Source organism: Burkholderia sp. S-53, assembly GCF_025560745.1.
In the GTDB taxonomy this organism is placed as follows: domain Bacteria; phylum Pseudomonadota; class Gammaproteobacteria; order Burkholderiales; family Burkholderiaceae; genus Burkholderia; species Burkholderia pyrrocinia.
Genome location: NZ_CP090484.1, coordinates 2288630 through 2307233 on the forward strand (window position 1 = coordinate 2288630; position 18604 = coordinate 2307233).

9 protein-coding genes are annotated in these 18604 nt (G+C 56.1%); 4 read left to right on the top strand and 5 right to left on the bottom strand.

Annotated elements, in window-relative coordinates; translation table 11 throughout:
* The first annotated feature begins 155 nt into the window (after positions 1-155).
* From LXM88_RS32395 to LXM88_RS32405, 3 genes are all read left to right on the top strand, one after another.
* The gene (locus LXM88_RS32395) at positions 156-4739 is read left to right on the top strand and encodes an AAA family ATPase (RefSeq protein WP_262543525.1); all 4584 of its coding nucleotides are present in this window, start codon (positions 156-158) and stop codon (positions 4737-4739) included.
* A 510-nt stretch (positions 4740-5249) separates the two neighbouring features.
* Positions 5250-8420 carry a DEAD/DEAH box helicase gene (locus tag LXM88_RS32400; RefSeq protein ID WP_262543526.1) on the top strand — a complete coding sequence of 1057 codons (3171 nt, stop codon included), beginning with the start codon at positions 5250-5252 and terminating at the stop codon, positions 8418-8420.
* A gap of 937 nt (positions 8421-9357) precedes the next feature.
* The gene (locus LXM88_RS32405) at positions 9358-10152 is read left to right on the top strand and encodes a hypothetical protein (RefSeq protein ID WP_262543527.1); all 795 of its coding nucleotides are present in this window, start codon (positions 9358-9360) and stop codon (positions 10150-10152) included.
* 407 nt (positions 10153-10559) lie between these two features.
* On the opposite strand, the gene LXM88_RS32410 is transcribed toward LXM88_RS32405, so the two are convergent.
* Genes LXM88_RS32410 through istA form a run of 3 tightly spaced genes read right to left on the bottom strand, consistent with a single transcriptional unit; the run spans position 10560 to position 13022 of the window.
* Entirely contained in the window at positions 10560-10721 is a 162-nt protein-coding gene (locus LXM88_RS32410; protein WP_262543528.1) for a hypothetical protein, read from the bottom strand.
* A complete protein-coding gene (istB, locus tag LXM88_RS32415) occupies positions 10718-11506 on the bottom strand; it encodes an IS21-like element helper ATPase IstB (RefSeq protein WP_262531593.1) in 789 nt (262 codons plus the stop codon). The genes LXM88_RS32410 and istB overlap by 4 nt, the downstream gene beginning before the upstream one ends.
* 4 nt (positions 11507-11510) lie before the next feature.
* A complete protein-coding gene (gene istA / locus LXM88_RS32420) occupies positions 11511-13022 on the bottom strand; it encodes an IS21 family transposase (protein WP_262531624.1) in 1512 nt (503 codons plus the stop codon).
* A gap of 251 nt (positions 13023-13273) precedes the next feature.
* On the opposite strand from istA, the gene LXM88_RS32425 reads away from it, so the two are divergent.
* Complete coding sequence (locus LXM88_RS32425; protein WP_262543529.1) at positions 13274-16948, top strand: CHAT domain-containing protein; 3675 nt, start codon at positions 13274-13276, stop codon at positions 16946-16948.
* A gap of 89 nt (positions 16949-17037) precedes the next feature.
* On the opposite strand, the gene LXM88_RS32430 is transcribed toward LXM88_RS32425, so the two are convergent.
* Together LXM88_RS32430 and LXM88_RS32435 are read right to left on the bottom strand one after the other, a co-directional pair.
* Positions 17038-17205: a hypothetical protein gene (locus LXM88_RS32430; protein ID WP_262543530.1), complete on the bottom strand. Its 168-nt coding sequence runs from the start codon at positions 17203-17205 to the stop codon at positions 17038-17040.
* Positions 17206-17236: 31 nt separating this feature from the next.
* A complete protein-coding gene (locus LXM88_RS32435) occupies positions 17237-18397 on the bottom strand; it encodes a hypothetical protein (protein ID WP_262543532.1) in 1161 nt (386 codons plus the stop codon).
* Between the last annotated feature and the right edge of the window lie 207 nt (positions 18398-18604).

Consider the following 18604-nt stretch of genomic DNA (forward strand, 5'->3'; position numbering starts at 1 on the left):
GTCAATGCATTGTTGCGCGTTGTTCGAGGCGACGTAATTCCGTCTGACTTCGACGAATAGGCGCGCGCATTTCGACATACGTGTGCCGTCCCGATTGGTTGCGTAAGAGTTTCGTTGCAAGCTGGTTAGCAGTGGCTAAAGAATAGGAAAAAAATATGATTCCGGGCGGGATAGCAGACAAACTAGGAAATCGGTACGAAGCCAAATGGTTAGTGCTGAAACTGATAGATGTGGTCCTCGGGCATGCCTCGATGCTGTGCTTCGAGGGTACAGCAGAAGCTTTTTCCGGCTTCGAGTTTTTGTTGATGAAAGGCGCCGAGAAGCAATGGCATCAAGTCAAGATTTCCAATACGTCGGGGAACTGGACGACAAACCGGCTTCAGAAGTTGGGGGTTCTGGATGCTTTTCGAAAGCGCCTGAGCCTGGAAGACCCAGCTGACCAATGCCACTTTGTCTCGCAAGACCCCGCAGTCATCTTGCGCGACCTCAGTGAACGAGCCCGCACGGCCATAGATTATGCGGACTTCCAGCATCTCCTCAGCAAAGAATTGTCCGATGCCTTCCAGGAAATAACAACAGCCTGGGGAACCAGTCAAGAGACTGCATACAGTTGGCTGAAACGTATCCACTGCCGTGTGCAGCCTGAAGGCGGCCTCGATGAGTCCATTGAGGCCTTCGGCGGGCTTTGTATTGACCTCCCGAGTACGCAAATATTCGCAGCGCTGCGGGACTACATGGAACAGCGCTTCAATCGGCAACTTACGACGGACGTCGTCCGAGATGAATTGCCGAGAACCGGAGTAGACCTTGTCCACTGGCAGTTGGACCGGACGTTGACGGAACGTCTGCGTTCGTCCACGGAAGATTATTTGTTTAGCTATCCGTCGATAGAGCCGGAGAGCGTGGTTTCGCGCAGGGAAGTCGGGACGCTAATCGAGGAGCTCACGAATCCGGAAGGAGCAAGCGTAGTCTTACTGACAGGCGGAGCTGGCTCCGGAAAATCTGCAACCGTGAGTCAGCTCGTTGCCGAACTCCGCTCCCGGGGTATAGTCCACGTCGCCCTTCGCGCCGACGAATTTCTCGAAGTCGCCACCAAGGAAGATATTGGGAAAGTCTTGACGCAACGGCACGAGAGCCCGGTTGTAACGCTCAAGGGCGTCAGCGAGACGGCTCTCAGCGTATTGCTCATCGACCAAGTAGACTCCGTCAGCGAAATTTCGGGGCGAAGCACACGCGTCAAAACGCAGCTTCTGCGCATGCTCAGCGATGCGGAGAAGCTCGGCACAGTGAAGGTCGTATGCGTATGTCGAGCCTTCGACCTAGAAAACGATGCCCGGTTGAAGGCGTTAGCGAGTAAGGCCTCGGTTCGACGCATCGAGGTCGCGCCTCTGGATTGGCTCACAGAAATCAAGCCCTTGCTGGAGCAACGTGGCATAGATGTGGATGCGCTGTCTTCTGGGCAAAGAAAGCTCCTCGAAGTCCCACTGAATCTCGGCCTGTTCCTCGAAGTCCATGACGATGCGGCCCCCTTCTCCAGCAGAAATGACCTTTTCTCACGCCTGCTCGAAAAGAAGACTCGTTCAATAGCCGCGCGAGACCCTTCGCCGACATGGCAGGTTGCAGAACCGCTCAATGCGATAGCGAAATGGATGAGTGACAGGCAAACGCTCCAGGCCCCACTTGCGACGCTGCAGAGTTTTGATTCTGTGGTGGACATCCTATCTTCCGAAAACCTCATCACGGTCCGGAATGGGAAGGTGCATCTGTTTCACGAGAGTTTCTTCGATTACCTGTTCGCCCGAGGCTTCGCGACTTCGCAGCAAACCCTCGTCGCGTTGCTGCTATCTGACGACGACCAATACCTTTTTCGGCGAACACAGGTCCGGCAGATTTTGGAGTCCCTCAGGGACGATGACCGACGCCGCTATCTATCGGAGCTCGAAAATGTCCTGACTGACGAAAGGGTCCGTTACCACATCAAGCTTGCTGTATCTCAATGGCTCGGTGCTCTACAGGCCCCCTCACCCGAAGAGCTTGCCATTGTCTTAAAGCTCGACCCGACGGGGGCACCGATATCGCCCCTCATTCGCTCAGCCGTTTATGGTACATCGGCCTGGTTCGACTTAGCGTCGGCGACTGGCAGCCTCGTCGAGCAGGAGCTTAATAGCACGGTCGAATCGCGACGGGAGGCTGCTTTGTTTTGGCTATCCCGAGTGGCACCCCAGCGGCCAGATGAGGCCGGAAGGTTACTCGACAATTGGTACCGCGCCGCAGACTCCGAACGTCGAGCAGAACGTCTATTGGATTGGTTCTCCCTGACACATGGGCAGCCGATTGGTGGGCAATTGTTGTCTCTATGCGAAGCGCTCATACGAGCGCATCCGCATGCGCTGATGGAGAAGACGAATCACTTGCGCATGACAACCCTGATGGAAGCTCTTGCACGAAATGGCTTAGATGCGGTTTCGCCGATTGCTGATGCCTATTTTTCTGAGTGGTTTAAGACGCATCCCGAAGGACAACCGTTTTCGCGAGACGAGAGCGACCTGGACTTGGAACCGCTAGAGCAACTGGCAACCCAGAATCCCAAAGCGTATCTTGCAGCGACAACACGAGCGCTTGTTTCGACGTTTGAACGTATCGTGCAGGCAAGAGAGCAGGGAAGGGACGACTGGACGTTCTCGTACCGGCGAGTCGGCGAGCAATACTCCGTGGGCGACAAATTCCTAACGACATACCGAGAAGCTCTCAAGTCATTGGCAGCGCACGCGCCCGCAATTGCAGAGGGGTTCCTGTCGCAGTTGACGCCATCCATGCACCCTGCATTGCTTCAACTACATTTAGAAGCAATTGCGGCAAACGGAGCAGCTTTAGCACGTCATTTGCCCCATCTATTGGGCGAACACCATCTTTTCCATGCTGGGTGGTCCGATACACCATACAAGTCATTCGCGGATGCTGCGCGCGCGGCTCTGCCCTACCTCATGGCCGAATCACGTTCGAGAATCGAAGCAAAGGTCTTCACCTATAGGCCCGAACTCGAATTTGCCCGCCATGCACTAGCCGAAGTTCTGCAAAACGGCGAAGACGGGGGCTATTGCTCGAAGGCAACCGTGCTGGCGTCTCTAAGAGAATCCGGGCACACCGAGTGGTGTATTTGGGAGACACTTGGCGAAGAGAATGTGTCGGTCGAGGCTCGAGCTCGATTGGCGGAATTGCGTCGCAAGTTTGCAGGGCACAAGGCGCCCTCTCCTCAGGGAATCCGAGCAGGTTTCGTCAGCTCACCAATCTCGCTCCACGCAGTCGCACTGATGAGCGACCATCACTGGTTGCGGGCTATTAAAGAACACGCGGACAAGGACCGACGAGGGGAAAGACGCCCCTTGGAAGGCAGCTCCGAGCAGTTGGCGATGCACTTGGTCAAGCTAGCCCAGGAGAACCCTCTGCGCTTCGCATCTTTATTGACGCAGATTCCCGAAGAAGCGCCAGCCTCGTACGTTCGAAACATTCTTCTTGGCCTCGGCGAGGCAAGCACCAACGGCACGGACACCGCCCTCATGCTCGCAATCTTATCTGCGCATCAGCGTGTAGGGCGGCCATTCGGTACCGAAATTTCGCACGTCATTAGCAGGCACCCTGGCGTTGCGGCCGACGACGGAGTGTTCGATGCACTATGTTGGTATGTCGAGTTCGGCGCATACCAAGAGCGGGGCTCTGATGCTTTGACGCAAGGGGCCACGCGTCCGTATTCAATCGAGCAGTTGCTTTCCCGAGGAGACAATATCTATACACGTGCGCTTGGTAGCCCGCGCGGCAGCGCGGCGAATGCACTCGCGCGTGTCCTGTGGGGACTAGAGCCCCGGAGGAACCAAGCATGGGACCTTCTGAAACGCAGAGTTCACAGGGAACCGGAACTGCCAGTCCGTTGTGTCCTCGCGGAAACACTAATACCTTTGCTCGTCGAAAACAAATCCATGTGCGCAGAGCTTGTCGAGGTGTTAGCCACCCACAAGGAATGCGATGATGGCGGCAACCTATTAGTGTTGACGTCGCGCGTAGGATTGCGACTTCACTCGCTCATTCTTTATCGAGAAACTGAAATTGGCGACCGATTGATTGAGTGCCTTCTGGCCTCGAAAGACGAGGTGCTGCGCGCAATTGGAGCATGGCAAATCATAGGTGCCAGCTTCTATGAGGACAGGTGCGTCGGAGCAGCAGATAAACTGATTGCAAGCTCGGAAGAGTTCAAACCGCTTGCGGCGGAATGCGCCATATCAGCATTGGTCGAAGGAGGATTGACCAAGCGCGCATTGACGTGCATTCCACAATATTTCAACGACCCCAACAAGCAGGTCCGAGCGAGAGCCCGAGAGGTGTTTCGAAACATACCGCCAGACAACTTCGAGGGCGCACGCCATCTGTGCAGACAGTACATAGACTCAGTGGCTTTTGATGACCAAGCGGCGTCGCTTTTCTACGCGCTCGGAAGAGCAACGTGCGATGTCACCGATATCGTTATCTGCGCTGCAGAGAAATTAGTGCGCGCTGTCGCGTGCTCCAGCGAGCCTCATCGACGGGCATCAGACCTGCATCAGCTTCAGGAGCTCTTGAAGAACGAATACTCCGCGACCGAACACGCCCCGCAACTTCGCAAAAGAATTCTGGATGTCCTAGACGTCATGCTCGAACACGAAATGTACGGTGTCCATGAGGTGCTAAAGGCACATGAGCGCGATTAGACTGTACAACGCGGGCCCCTTATTCCTTTGCCGGTAGCCTCCAACACCAGCGAGCGGAGATTGCCTTCATCATTAGCATGCGAAAGTGCGTTAAGCAACGGGTCGTAATGGCCCGTTGCTTCCAATGTGTAAAGTTTCGGGAGCAGCCCATCGACTTGGTCGTCGGACTGCTTACCGCCTCCGAATGCCTCGATGGCGGCCTCAAGCACATTGCGGTCAAATGGCATAGATTTCTCGACGAAAGGCACCCGATACTGCCACCGACCTGTCAATCTTGGCAGGTCGGCCTCAACTTTTGTCGACATCGGCCGTAGTACAGGTAAATGGCATGGTCTCTACGGCCACGACGTGATAAGCATAAAGCGGAAAATCATCGATAACCGCGTCGGCAATCAAGATGCATCGAATTCGACACCATTGTCGGCGGAGGGCGTCGTGTATTATTTGATGGACCTGAGCATCGCACTACCTGGACCATTCCAGTTCTGACAACACACTCCGAATCTCCAAGTGACCGATACAGCAAGCGTACTGCGTTACTGGCGGGCGATTGAAATTTTTTGTCCGCAATCCGTTCCGAAAGTCAAACCGGAAGACAAAAAGACACCTACAAACGACTTTCGCGCTCTGAACGCGATTGCACCGTGGGATAAGCGTCACGCTGTGATGCGGCGGCGAATCGGCAACGATGTTTGGCGGCACGAGGTATACGCCGGGGTCTATCCGGTACGTGCGTTGCGCGACCTTCTACAAGAGAAGTTCGGGGTGGACCCGGACTCGTATGACGAACGTCTCGACATCGATACCGCACTGTTTTGCCTATCAGTAACGCATGACGGCCGCGTGCTGTTTGATAACGCTGTGCTTTCGACCTGCGCGTGGGCCTGGGGCAGGACGATTTCGCCGGGACCTAGCGCATCCAATTGGCTGGAGGGCTACGCCGAGTTTGCAAAGAAATTCGACTCGCAGCTACGTCAGGAACTGGCACTCGAGGAAGGCGACGAGGCGGGTCATAAGCTGCAAGCCGATGGCATCAGCGTCGGACGCCCGGTGACTCTAGGGGATATCGGAAAGGTATCTGCTTGGCTGCTCCGCGAGTTACATATTGAAATGCCGGAGATATCGGACGGCATGCGTATTTCGTCTCGCCGGGTGCCTGAGCGATACGCCTACGAAGCTGACGGAGCGGACTTCCTCAACAGCTTCTTCATGGACGACCTGAGCTTGGTCGCGAGCCAGGTCGAGGCAGGTAACGTCGGCCCCGCATTGCATGAATATCTTGCCGCCGACGGTGCAGTGGACGAATCGAGACGTGTAGATGTTCGGCAGAAGCTTGCCCTGCCTTTCCATTCGTTGGCGCCCGAAGTGTTTCCTCATGGTAGGTGGCCCAGCAAAGGACATCATCCACTCGTCTATGGCCAACAGTTCGCCATTAACCAACTACTCGAGCAAGTAGAACAAACAGGAGGACTGTTTGGCATCAACGGCCCTCCCGGCACGGGCAAAACAACGCTCTTGCGCGACCTTGTGGCGTCGGTCGTCGTTTCGCGCGCGTTGGTTTTGAACAAACTCAGCTCGCCCGCGCATGCGTTTACCGGCGTGGCCAGCATGAAGGCTCAAGATAAGGAGCGAACCGTCAAGCTCTGGAGTGACGCACTATCTGGATTCGAAATTGTCGTTGCGTCGGCGAACAATGGCGCAGTCGAAAACGTGACGCTCGATATTCCTGGCATCGATGCGGTCGATGCAAGCTGGGCTCAAGGTTTCGACTATTTCACTGAATTCGCATCACGGGTCATCGAAAAGCCAGCGTGGGGGCTGCTCGCGGCGCGCCTTGGAAGCAAGGCGAACCGGGCGATTTTCAAGAAACGGTTCTGGCAGGACGAGTCACGCGAAGCGTCAGATGCACCTGGGGGAGACGGCATTGAGAAGAGGCTGGGGTTTTCGAGTTGGCTCTATTCGCAAGATTCAGCCCTCATAGATTGGGGAGCGGCGAAGACGAGCTTTCAGCAGGCGCTCGATACTGAAAAGAAGCTTCGAGCACAACGACAGTCATGGTTTGAGCGTATTGGCGAGCTCTCCAAAGCGTTGGCGCGTGAAAAGGGATTTGCGGCCGAAGTGGAACGTCGGCGGCAGGCCGAGCTCAACTCGACGATTGCACAGCAGGCGGCCGCCGCTGAACACGAACGTGCGCACATCGAACATGAGAACGCTTCAGCAACCTTGGCTTCTCATGTCAGCAATCGACCGGGCATTCTTCGAATCGTATTCACTCTGGGAAGAGCATATGGGACCTGGAACGCAAGGAATCAGGAACTCGCAAAGGTAGAGCGCGAGGCCAGAAAAAGCAAGCAGGCAGCGCAAGAGCTTGCAGATGCCATGGTGGAAATCCAGGAGGCTTCAACGGGCTTTCGGACTGCGGCCGAGAGGACCCTGGCAAAGGAGAGAGAAGTCGTCGAGCGGCTACGCAAATCTCTGGCTGAAGCTAAGCAAGTTCTTGGGGAACACCTCCCCTCCTTCGCGACATGGCATACCGATGACGTCGGACGCGAGAAAAGTTCTCCGTGGGTCGACCCCGCATGGAATGCTGCGCGGACACGCGTCTTCATGGAAGCCCTGAATCTCCACAAGGCGTTCGTCATTTCACAAGCGGCGGATATCGGGAAAAACTTAACCGCGCTATTCGACGTACTTCAGGGGAGCGTGCCGGCGGATGCTGCGCATGCTGCTGTGCGCGCAGCATGGCAGACACTCTTTTTCATAGTCCCGGTAGTTTCCACGACGTTCGCTTCGCTTCCTCGGTTGTTCGAACATCTTGGTAGAGAAGAACTGGGGTGGCTCCTCATCGATGAGGCTGGTCAAGCCGTCCCTCAGAGCGCCGTTGGCGGAATATGGCGTGCAAAGCGAGCGATTGTCGTTGGGGACCCACTGCAGCTCGAGCCCGTTCTTACCATTCCATTCAGCGCGCAGCAGGCATTGCGCGGCAAGTTCGACGTGAGCGAAACGTGGCTTCCGGGTCGGCTCTCCACGCAAAAGCTCGCGGACCGCGTCGCGACAGTCGGGACAGTATTGGTCGACCACGAGCGCAAACCGTTATGGGTCAGCTCGCCGTTGCGCGTGCATCGTCGTTGCGATGAAGAGATGTTCCGCATATCAAACAAGATTGCGTACAACGACATGATGGTGTTCGGTACAGAAGGCAGGAAACCATTCCACCTGCCACCTTCTGCGTGGATACACGTCGAAAGCGCTGACGCTGAAGGCCACTGGATACCGGCGGAAGGAGAGATGGCATTGTCCATACTGCGTGATGTCGTGCCGGAAGCCCGTGACAAAATCTACGTGATTTCGCCCTTTCGGGACGTCGTTCGCGGACTCGAGTCGCTGCTACATAAAGCAAAGCTTTCGAACGTCGAGGTCGGAACGATTCATACGGTCCAAGGCAAGGAGTCTGACGTCGTGCTCCTGGTGCTGGGCGGAAATCCGAAGAGGCCTGGTGCGAAGGCTTGGGCGTCAAAAAAGCCAAATCTGCTGAACGTCGCAGTCAGTCGCGCCAAGCGAAGAGTCTACGTGATAGGCAATCGGAGGGTCTGGGAGCAGTTCGACAATTTCGATAAGTGTGCGGCCATCCTCGGGCCGCAAAGCGAGTGGGTTCCTCCTGTTCCGTCTTACCTTCAATAAGACCTTCGCTACTTGCCCGAAAATTTTACGCACCTTGCCGATGTCCATACAGACAACCAATTCCACTATCGACGCTAAACGCTACCTAACGTGGGTCGGAGCCGCGCTGGAGGCTGCGCCGGAAACGTCGCTCTCAACAGCCGTTTCGTTGCTGAGCGAGGTCGGCGCGCCACCGGCAGACGCCGAAGCCATCGTTGCCGGAATATCCGCCTTCAAGGACAAACGTTGGCGGCACACGCCGTCCTCTACAGCAAAGCCGGGCCTCAACGCATACAGTGGCTGGCATAACGGTCGCGTCGGTGAGCGACCGCCGTCGGCCAATTCACGTCGACGTCCCATATCAGCCGCGTTGGCTGCGCTCTTCGCCATCGGCTTGTGCATCGGCGGATATCATCTTTACCGCGTACGGGTTCCCGTGTCGGCAACCGCCCCCGAGCAGCAACGACCGGCGGCCGCAGCAGGGATTGCAAACCCAGGACAATCCTCAAGTTCGACTCTTCATTCACCTAATCGCCATCGCGAGCGAGAGTCGGCGAAGCCAGACCACACGAAACCACGGCATCAGAGCATTTCACGTACTGAGTCATCGCCGATGGCTCCCGGCTCCTCCCCTGAACCTGTTGCGACGTTTCCGGCGACACAACAGCCGCCCACCCGAGGTGGCGATTGTCCACCTGGCGTCGACCGTATCGGCTGCACAGCGTCGGCTACTGACAGCACATTTCCGCCGAAGGCGAAGATACCAGTCAACGCGCACTACGAGCCGAATGGATATGGCTGGCAGTGCAACACCGGATACGTCGAACGAGGCCTGGGGTGTATCAAACTTATCGTACCTCCGCATGCCCATCTCGATATTTCCGGTCATGGATGGTTCTGCGACCCCGGCTTCGAGCCGAGGGGCGATACTTGCCAGTCACACTAGATGGTTACGGTTATGAAAGAGAAATTTATAAAACCGAGTCAAGTTGCAGCACTGCGCGCGCAGACGTCAGCCGCTTCGCGGAACACGGCACGTGACTCAACGTGGACGGCTGCTTTAGGACTCGCAGCAAACGCCAGCCTGTGGATTGCCGTCTTTGCTGGGCTCTTTTTCTGCCAAGGGCGGGCCTACAGAGACTCCTATCTCATCACACATGGCCTATACCCTCCGATGTTTCCATGGGACCATGGCGACATGGTCTATTTTGGTGTAAACATTGGGTTCTCCAATTTACTTTCCGCAATCATATTCCCTGCAATTTCAGCGTCGTACATCATCGCGCTTTTGATTTTGGCGGGACGGCGTTGGAAGAAATGGAGGGGGGCGGAAGCGGGTTATAAAGAAACCAAAGTAAAAACCGCTCAAAAAACTCCAAAGAAATTGACGACGAGTCAGGTCGTGATTGTTTCGTTTCTCTTGCTCTTCCTCGCTGCTTTAATTTTCATGTTCATCTATTTCATCATGACCACGGTCGCGGCGAGTCACGGGCGAGCAAAGGCTGAGCAGGAAATCAAGCAGCAAGACTCTTGTAATTTTAATCGAATGGACCCGCAGGATTTAATCCCTGTAAGGGTCGAGCGGCTGGTCCAAGGGGAGCACGAGCGCTACGACGGTTTCCTTATCACATGTTCTGCGGCGAACTGCGGTGTGCGAAGCGCCGTGACTGGACGCGCGCAGGTCGTACCACGCGATGGAATCCTGCGCTTCGATACCGTCGACATAGCGGATGCGTACTTGCCGACCCGATGAAGCGTTAGCTGAGTCAAGTCCTCAATTTGAGGCTGTTTTTTCGGAATGACAGCGGTTGCTGTCAATGCCGTTGACATGGCGCAGTCGCGGTCGGCGCTTAGCTTATGGTCCAGTGATATGAATCGTGGGACTTCGGGGGAAAAACGACTATGGATATCGCTTTGCAAGAGAGTGGACGGTACTGGAAAACGTTCGGCGCACGCGTCAATGCGGTCTCTGAGGCCTGTAGAACTGCTTCGGTCGGTGTAGCGTCATAACTTCGTTTGCCGTCGACCGCACTTACTAGACTGCGATGCCACACATTCGAGTTGGCTGACCGCTACCAGCCCACGTGAACACCATCGAACTGCGGCGTCGTCAAGTCCACTGTTCTTCTGCATCATTTAAATAAAAAGGGTTAAACCGTGTCACAACAATACCGCAATGAAATCAAAGAGGCGCTCCTCAACTTTTGGAGAAAAAATCCCATTTCCTTCGGGGATGTCACGGATCGGCGTAAAGGAGCCGGGGATGATCGGCGTAATGGCGCCAGTAGAACTGGGGTAAAGCGCGGGTTCGAACGGTTTCAAGGTTGCGGTTTTTTACCGTTTTTGGCAACTGTATTTTGGGGCAGATCAGGCATGGGTTTCGGTGCGCGTCGGCTGTCGCCTTCAAGCACGAGCCGGTAGGCGCCGTGGCGTAACCGATCCAGAGTTGCTGTGCCGAGGATGCGGTTGTCGGGGAACGCGGCGCCCCATTCATCGAAGTGCAGATTCGATGTGAGGATCGTCGCCGCGCGCTCGTAGCGGGCATCCACGAGATCGTGGAAGTCCTCATCCTGCGGGGTATGCAGAGGTTTAAGCGCGAAGTCGTCAACGATCAGCAGCGGTACCTTGGCGAACTGCTGGAACCGGCGTTCGTAGGTACCGGTCGCGCGCGCGGCGTTCAGCCGCTTGAACAGCTCGGTCTGCGAGATGAACAGCACGTCGCGCCCCTGTCGGGCCGCGCAATGTCCCAGCGCTTGCGCCAGATGGCTCTTGCCCGTGCCTGTCTGCCCGGCGATCAGGATCGAGACCTTCTCGTCGAGATAGCGGCCGGCCGCGAGATCGTAGACGTAGGCGCGGTTCAAGGCGGGCAGCAGGTCGAAGTCGAAGGACTCGAGCGTCTTGCCGATGGCGAAGCCGGCACGCGAGAGGCGGATGGCGAGCTTGCGGTTCTCGCGGCGGGCAACCTCGTCGTGCAGCAGCATCGCGAGGAACTCGGTGTAGGCAAGTTGTCCGTCGATGGCCTCGCGGTTGCGCTGTTCGAGCGAGTCGAGGATGCCGGACAGGCGAAGCTGCTTGAGGATGGAATTCAGTTCGGGACTCGGATTCATGGATTCAGTGGATCAGCAGGGATTGAAGGTCACGGCCGAAGCGGCCGCCGTCCTGGTAGGTACCGCCCGGCATCGCGGTAGCGCGCGTGGTGGCCTGGCCTTCCAGGCCCTTGTCGAGGATGCCCTTGACGGTGCGATACTTCGGGCTGCTGAAGGCGAGCGCGCGCTCGCAGGCCGCTTCCAGCCGGGCGTCGCCGACCTGCTCGCGCAGCCGGATGAGGCCCTGCGCGCCGCGCAGGTTCACGAGCACCGTGTCGTTGAACAACGCGAGGATCACGCCGTGGCACGACGGCCCGATCTCCTTCGCCCGGGCCAGACACCACTGCGGATCGTGTTCGAGCCAGGCCTGAGCTTCGGGCGGCTGATGGTCCCGGACCGTATGGCGACCACCGGCCCGTTGCCGCGGGTGGGTCGCGACGAGCTGATGCTGGTGGTACAACTGGATGACCGTGTCGGTCGCCTTCAGCCAGAGGGGCTTGCCGACCAGTGCATACGGTGCCGAGTACAGCGCGTTGCGGTAGACGATGTGGCCGTCGCGGTGGACGCTGACTTCCTTCCAGACGGAGATCACCGGCGCCACGTCCGGCAACGCCGCGAGCAGCGGCTTCTCGATCGCGAAGCGCGCGAGCGGTTGCTCGTGGGTCGTGCCGTGCGTGCGTGTGCCGGCTTCCTGCAGGACCCACTCGCGAAGCTGCCGATTCGCATCGGCCAGATCCCGGAACTCGCGCAGCGGCACGAAGGACTTCTTGACGTATTTGACGCCCGACTCGACGACGCCTTTCTTCTGGGGATCGCGTGGCGGACAGGCGTCGATCTTGAAGCCGTAGGCCTCGGCAAGCGCCGCGTAGGAGCGTTGTACGGCCGGATCGTACCGGCAGGCTCGGATGATCGCGCACTTCGCGTTGTCGATGATGATCCGGCTAGGCCGGCCGCCGAACCATTCGAAGGCGCGCCGGTGGCAAGCCAGCCACGTCTCGACGGTTTGATCCAGCACGATCTCGGCGTACTGGTGACGCGACCAGCACAACGTCATCACGAAGATCCACGTCCGAACCTCAATGCTCTCGACGCTCAGCACGGGACCGGCGCCGAAGTCGACCTGCACCGCGTCGGCCGGCGCGAACTCGAGGATCGTCGTGGCAGCCACGCCGCGCTCGGCGGCAAGATGCCCAACCATACGGCGAACTGCCGAGTAGCTACCGGTGTAGCCGTGGTTGCGGCGAAGTGCGGCGTGGATCGTGGTGCCCTGAACGCCAGCCGCGAGCCAGTTGCGAATCTGCTCGCGAAACGGCTCCACAGTCGACACACAGGTACTCGGCAGATGCGGCGTGCGGCCGAAGACCCCTGCAATAACCGTATCGTCCGGCAACGGTTGCGTGGGATCGAGCCAACCCCGCGTCTGTGCTTCGCGGCGTACGCTCGTGAGCTTCTTGCGTCCCATCAGTCCGCCGCGCGCGATGTCGCGGTCGGAGTCGCCCTGCCGCATACGGACAAGGACTTGGCGATACTCAAACAATTCGAACCTCCGATTGGCCATGGACGCTCCGTTCAAAAAGAACAGAGCGTACCGACTAGGAAAGTTCGAACCGCGCCTTTGCCCCGGCGCTGCTGGCGTCTTTACGCCGATCCTGGACTGGCGCCTATGCGCCGATCATCAGGTGGCGCCTATATGCCGATCACGGATTGGCTCCATAACGGCGATCCGTGACAGGGGAGACCGACGTATCATTTTTAGGCAACTCCGAACCTGAGGCACGTATCGAATCAATGATTTTCGCCATCTTTGAGACTATTCCTGATAAAAGCATCATACGCGGGATTAGTCTTCTGCTCACAAAAAGCGTCGCCGAAAGACTGAAGGATGTCACTTCATTTATAGATGGCCTGGGGCAGCGAATTTATCGGACATCACGCAACGATACGGCGGACCAAACGCCCCCCGCAAAAATTGACTTTTTTCTTGCGCCTAGCTTGCGGAGGGGCGACGCGCTTCGCTTACTATCGTGTTTAAAGAAAAATACTATCTTGATAGTCGTCGGAGCGGCTTCACTCCGAGATGAAAACCTGGATGCACACGATAAGGTTTCGAATGGGCGTGAGGGGTTCACTCTCCCGGAGGACTACTGGGCACCCAGTCTTTATGAATTCACCAAACAAGTTTCTGATGCGGTTGCTTCCGCAGGTGCATATGCTGTAGTGGATGCAGGTCAGCTGTTTCCTTATCGACGAGAACTGGCCGAACGATTTCTATCCATTCCCAACATTGGTGTCGTCGCTCGAGGCATTGCACACGACCAAGCTTTAGTTTTCACGAAGGCGAATGAATGGAGACGTTTGGTCGATGACGGCAAGCTTGGGGAGGCGCTTCGCTCCGTTGATGAGTTGCCAAGCGAATTCGCCGATGAAAAGGCCTTCCTGAAGACGCGCATTTTTCATCGAGCCGGACTTCACGGACAGGTCTTACTTGAGCTTAAACAACTTTCGCCGAACTCAGCTACGAATCCTCTAGCGCTCGTACTTCTCGCACAAGCAGCAGTTGACGCTGGTGCACTACAATTTGCCGAGCCCCTCCTTGAACGAGCTATTAAGGAGCTGGACTCAATTGAAGGTCTGGAACTCGCGCTTGAAATCGCGGCATCCCTTGACAATAGCGGGGCACAGCAGCGTGCGATTGCGCGTCTTGAGTCGCTGATGCCCGACGCACGAGCTGCCAAACGCGCAAAGTTACGACTTGCCACGGCCGCTGGCGATTTCGGAGCAGCATTTCACCTCCTGACGCCCGAAGCACAGGCAGATGAGGTCGGACGCGTTTATGCGTTTTTGGCGAAACACATTGGTCCTGAGGTGCAAGTACCCAACTACGCGCACGTGAAGCAACATTTAGATTCCATTCCGACCTGGCAGGGTCTTTCCAAATTTGTGTGCACAAAGGATGCACTACGAAGAAACTTGGTGTGGCACGCGTATTCGCTTGTTCTTGACGGTTCATCGGTCGAAAACTTGGCGAGACGAGATGTTCATCTTGTCCTCGACGTGCTCGAAAAGCTTCTGTCGCTGCCCAACGCAGTGGATGAGCATGCGATGGAGACAGATGTTCGGCACACAGTTGCGACTGTTATAGGTTACCTTGCCTTGCATCCCGCTGATACGCCAACCCGCCTCAGGCTAGGGCATCTCCTTTCAACCGGAGTTGCTGGTCGGCTCGGCATTGCAATCCTCGCGCATATTGTGATGAAAGAGTTCGAACGGCCGGTCACGGCGCGTCCGTACTCTCCCGTAACGGGCATGTCAACAGAAGAGTTGTTCCAGCAAGAAAGCTTTTTGAGGAACGGGTTCGGATGGCTAGAAGCCATAGCACCGGTTGTGCTTACGAAATTAAAATTACCTAGTAAGTTGGTGCCAGAGAACCCTGACCGATTTTTCCCAGCCGTTCTCTCTTGTCTTCAAACAATGGCCGCAGACGTTGGTTCTGAAGAAAACGTAAATACTCTATTGCAGTTCCTCGCGCTCGGGGTAAGCCTCTCCTCGCATATGGGGGTCGATAACGCGGGCCTCAAGATGATGTCGCTAGTGAGTCGCGCAGTGGCGCTCGCTGGAAAGGGGCAGCTCGCGCGAGACCTTTACGAACAAATTCTGCAGAGCAATCCAGTCGGGCCCGCTGGCCGTCGTCTGGCCTGGCAATCGATGGCGGAAGTTAGCTGCCGTCTCCGTAATCCTGAAATGGCCCTTATCGGCTTAGCCTGCTCGGTAATGAATCGCGGCCAGATTGAACTAGAAATTGCTCGTGAGCAAACAAACACTTTCGGTCGCACGTTGCGCGATTTGGGCTTATTCGAGATTGCCAGGAAAGCGGTTGCGGCCGAAAAGTCGTTGCTAGTAAAAATGGAGGCTTATGAGCAAAACGCTCATCAGATAGAGTTTCTGCATTTGCAAATTGATATGAAGGAGCTTTCAATTGACTCGACTAACGCAGAAACAAAATTACCGCCTCTCATCGATGCAGCTGCTGCAAATTTGCGGTCGGCACGCGCGCGGAACGATGCCGTAGCCCCAACCTATGTACTCCTGGCACAACTTGTTCAGATGGCTAGAAAGCACCGAGTCGCAGTGCCACCGGAGGTCGTGGGCATATTGGAGTCGCTGGAGAGCGCCGTGGAACCGTCGGTGGCTGAGCCTGCAAAGGTTGTTGCCAAAGACCGTGTGACGGTCGTTGACCTGCTACAACTTCACCACCGCTATGAGACGTCCCGCTTTTCAGATGATGCTGGACATGACCCACATGGTGTCACGATGGCCGCTCGTCGATTTATCACAATAGACAATGGAAACGCGTTGAACTCGGAGCTAGCGTTTGCTCTGGACTTGCTGGCAGACCGCGCAATGGCGCTCCCCGGATGGGAGATTGCTTCGCAGCCGGTTCCTCGGACCAGCACTGAATTCGAGACCGAACTATTCGTAACTCACGTATCGAAGGAAGACGTATCGATTGTCATGGGTGCATTGGACAACGATGGAAAATTAGTTACTGTGGTGGCTAGCAATGGGGCACTTCGAGGGATAACCCGCGAAGATGTCAATACTTTTTCGTCAGAATATTTTCGCGAGTGGCGAAAGGAATTTCCCTTTAAGTACGGCATTGACGACAACAAGACGCCCAATCTCTTCTACGACACGGCAGAGCGCCTTGGTCTATCAAGTCTCCCTGAAGGTCGGGTAATTTTGGTGTTTGACACCGACCTTAAGAGCATTCCTCCGAATCTGCTGTGGGTCGATGGAACGTTCTCGGGAAAGTCACGGGCAATGGCGGCTACGCCGTCGGTAGCTTGGTTGGCGCATGCAAGGAGCAGACGCCTGGAAACAACAAAGGGAATAAAGGCTTGGATTCCAGCCGGTCCTGCAGCTACCGGCACGTTAGCAGTGTTGGGCGACTACTTGACCGATACCATATTGCAGCACGATATTGCGCTAGATACCGAGGAATCGCTGCCTAAAGACTTCAGCAGGTCTCAACTGGCAATTATCGTTGCGCATGGAAGCTTGATTCCGAAACAGAATTTTTTCCAGCGCGTAAGCGACGAAGGCCGGCTCGTTGTCCTAACGGATGATTTCGCAAATGCCTTCCGAAACGTCGGCGTCATGGTTCTGTTTGTGTGCAGCGGAGGTAGAACGGACCCTCATCCTGATGCAGAGACGACAGTAGGGCTGGCCCGTACGCTACTGGACCGGGGATGCGCCGTTGTAATCGCCTCACCGTGGCCCTTGGATTCAACAGTGACTATCGCCTGGCTTCCGAAATTCCTCGCCGCATGGCAATGTGGAAAGCCCGTGATTGACGCCTGTTTCGAGGCGAACAATGCCGTTGCAGAACGACGCGGGGACAACCCAGCGGATTGCTTAGCATTAACTGTGTACGGCGACCCGCTTCGAACCATCAACGACTAAACTCATAGCACTGCAGTCGAAGGGCCTAGGCAACAGCAGTTCACACAGAGCTGTCGCTAAAGGGGCGGACCCCTTTAGCGACGGAGCTGTCATCGCTCCCCAATTTTGACCAAAGGCACAGCTATCCCGCCGAGCGGAATATTGACCGTGCGCCGCTCGTAGACGTCTTTCGACTGAGTTTTTTCCTTCACATCCTTACTCAGGGCATCGAGCAGCTGCTTCTTAGTCTGGTTGGGCGAAGTTTGGAATTTGAACATTACATGCTCCTAGTATGTGCAGAGTGTAGCACTACAGGCGGTTCTCGTATGTGGCGATGAGTCGCGCGAGTAGTGCGCAGAACGGCGCAGCGAGTGGTGCAAAGAGGTCAAGCTGGCCCTCTCCCATGAAGTCCTCAATGTTGCGATGAATGTTGAGTACCCCCATCCGGCCCCCGATATTGGGGTCAATCATCTCGTATCCGGGATAGGCCGGCAGTGGCAACGAGACCATGCCACTGATACCTCTCTGCTTGGCTTGCTTGAAGTATGCGCGTACCGAATCGACAAGGCTAGGCGCAAAATCCCCTTGTTCAGCTTTCATCGCGACGTGGTCCGTGGTCGCGAAACCTGAAGCATCGCCTGTAACAAAAGTCCACGGCGCGCCCGGTAGAACGGCGGACCTACCCCAATCTCTTGGATTATTGCTGGGCGTATGCGGCACGGGCAAAGCTAGCGGGTGCAAGGTGCTGTCAACTTTTTCGGTATCATCAGATGATACCGAAAATACTGGCATTAGCTCTAGGTAACCCTTGTATCGCCTAAGGTCCCCCGTTTTATCCCACAAGTGCATTGTTCCTTCAATTGCCTGAAGCTCGGTAGCCGATATATTATTGTCGACTGTTCTAAACATCATGATATTGACGCCATACCGAGCCCCTGAAGGCTCTGGCTCATGGAATTTTCGAGCTAAGTCAAGCAATGTCGCAAGTACGGTTCTAATAGCCTGTTCGACTTCGGACTTGTCCAACGGCATTGTCAGCGCTAAAACGGCCGCCTGCCCGGCTTCCTCAAGTCTTTCTTCGAAGGCGCCGAGATACCCCGACGGCGGGAGAGAATGTAACCGGTTGACCATCGCCTTCAGGCGGTCGGTCTCCTTGAGCATCTCGCTCCGCCCTCGTCTTGTGTCCCGGGACTGCGCCCAGACCGTTCCAGAGAAGCTAATACCGACCGCAAACACTGACAGCCAAAACTCGGTCGATTCCCGGCTCGTCCAAAGGTGATAGCCTGCTGCTTCGATTTGCTTATCGTAAATGCTCCCGAGGAAACCTGCTAACACGCCGAGTGCACTGGTCACGCCACCAAAAAAAGGAAAGCCGAATATAGGCTCTGCGATGTTCGCTATCTTTTCCGAAAGGCGAGCGAATGTTTGGCCTAACCATTTGCGCGCTACGAGAAACCAGTTATTGTTCATTCCATGCTCGTCAGTTGCACCACTCGCTTTGGGAGAAAGTGTCTTTACTTCTGTGAGCGCCGGTCCAAAACCGACAGTAAACGCGGCGTCCTGCGCAGCACGCTCACGCGCAACGCAGCGTCCGCTCTCATGCACGTCACCCGATATTCGAAAAACTAGGTTACGGGATTTCGCAACCAAGCATCCAGCATATCCATTCACCCTAGC

What these genes read in the sequence shown, in the direction of transcription:
- LXM88_RS32395 (WP_262543525.1), top strand. Translation starts at nt 156, where the DNA reads ATGATTCCGGGCGGGATAGCAGACAAACTAGGAAATCGGTACGAAGCC.
- LXM88_RS32405 (WP_262543527.1), top strand. Translation starts at nt 9,358, where the DNA reads ATGAAAGAGAAATTTATAAAACCGAGTCAAGTTGCAGCACTGCGCGCG.
- istB (WP_262531593.1), bottom strand. Translation starts at nt 11,506, where the DNA reads ATGAATCCGAGTCCCGAACTGAATTCCATCCTCAAGCAGCTTCGCCTG.
- LXM88_RS32425 (WP_262543529.1), top strand. Translation starts at nt 13,274, where the DNA reads ATGATTTTCGCCATCTTTGAGACTATTCCTGATAAAAGCATCATACGC.
- LXM88_RS32430 (WP_262543530.1), bottom strand. Translation starts at nt 17,205, where the DNA reads ATGTTCAAATTCCAAACTTCGCCCAACCAGACTAAGAAGCAGCTGCTC.
- LXM88_RS32435 (WP_262543532.1), bottom strand. Translation starts at nt 18,397, where the DNA reads ATGAACAATAACTGGTTTCTCGTAGCGCGCAAATGGTTAGGCCAAACA.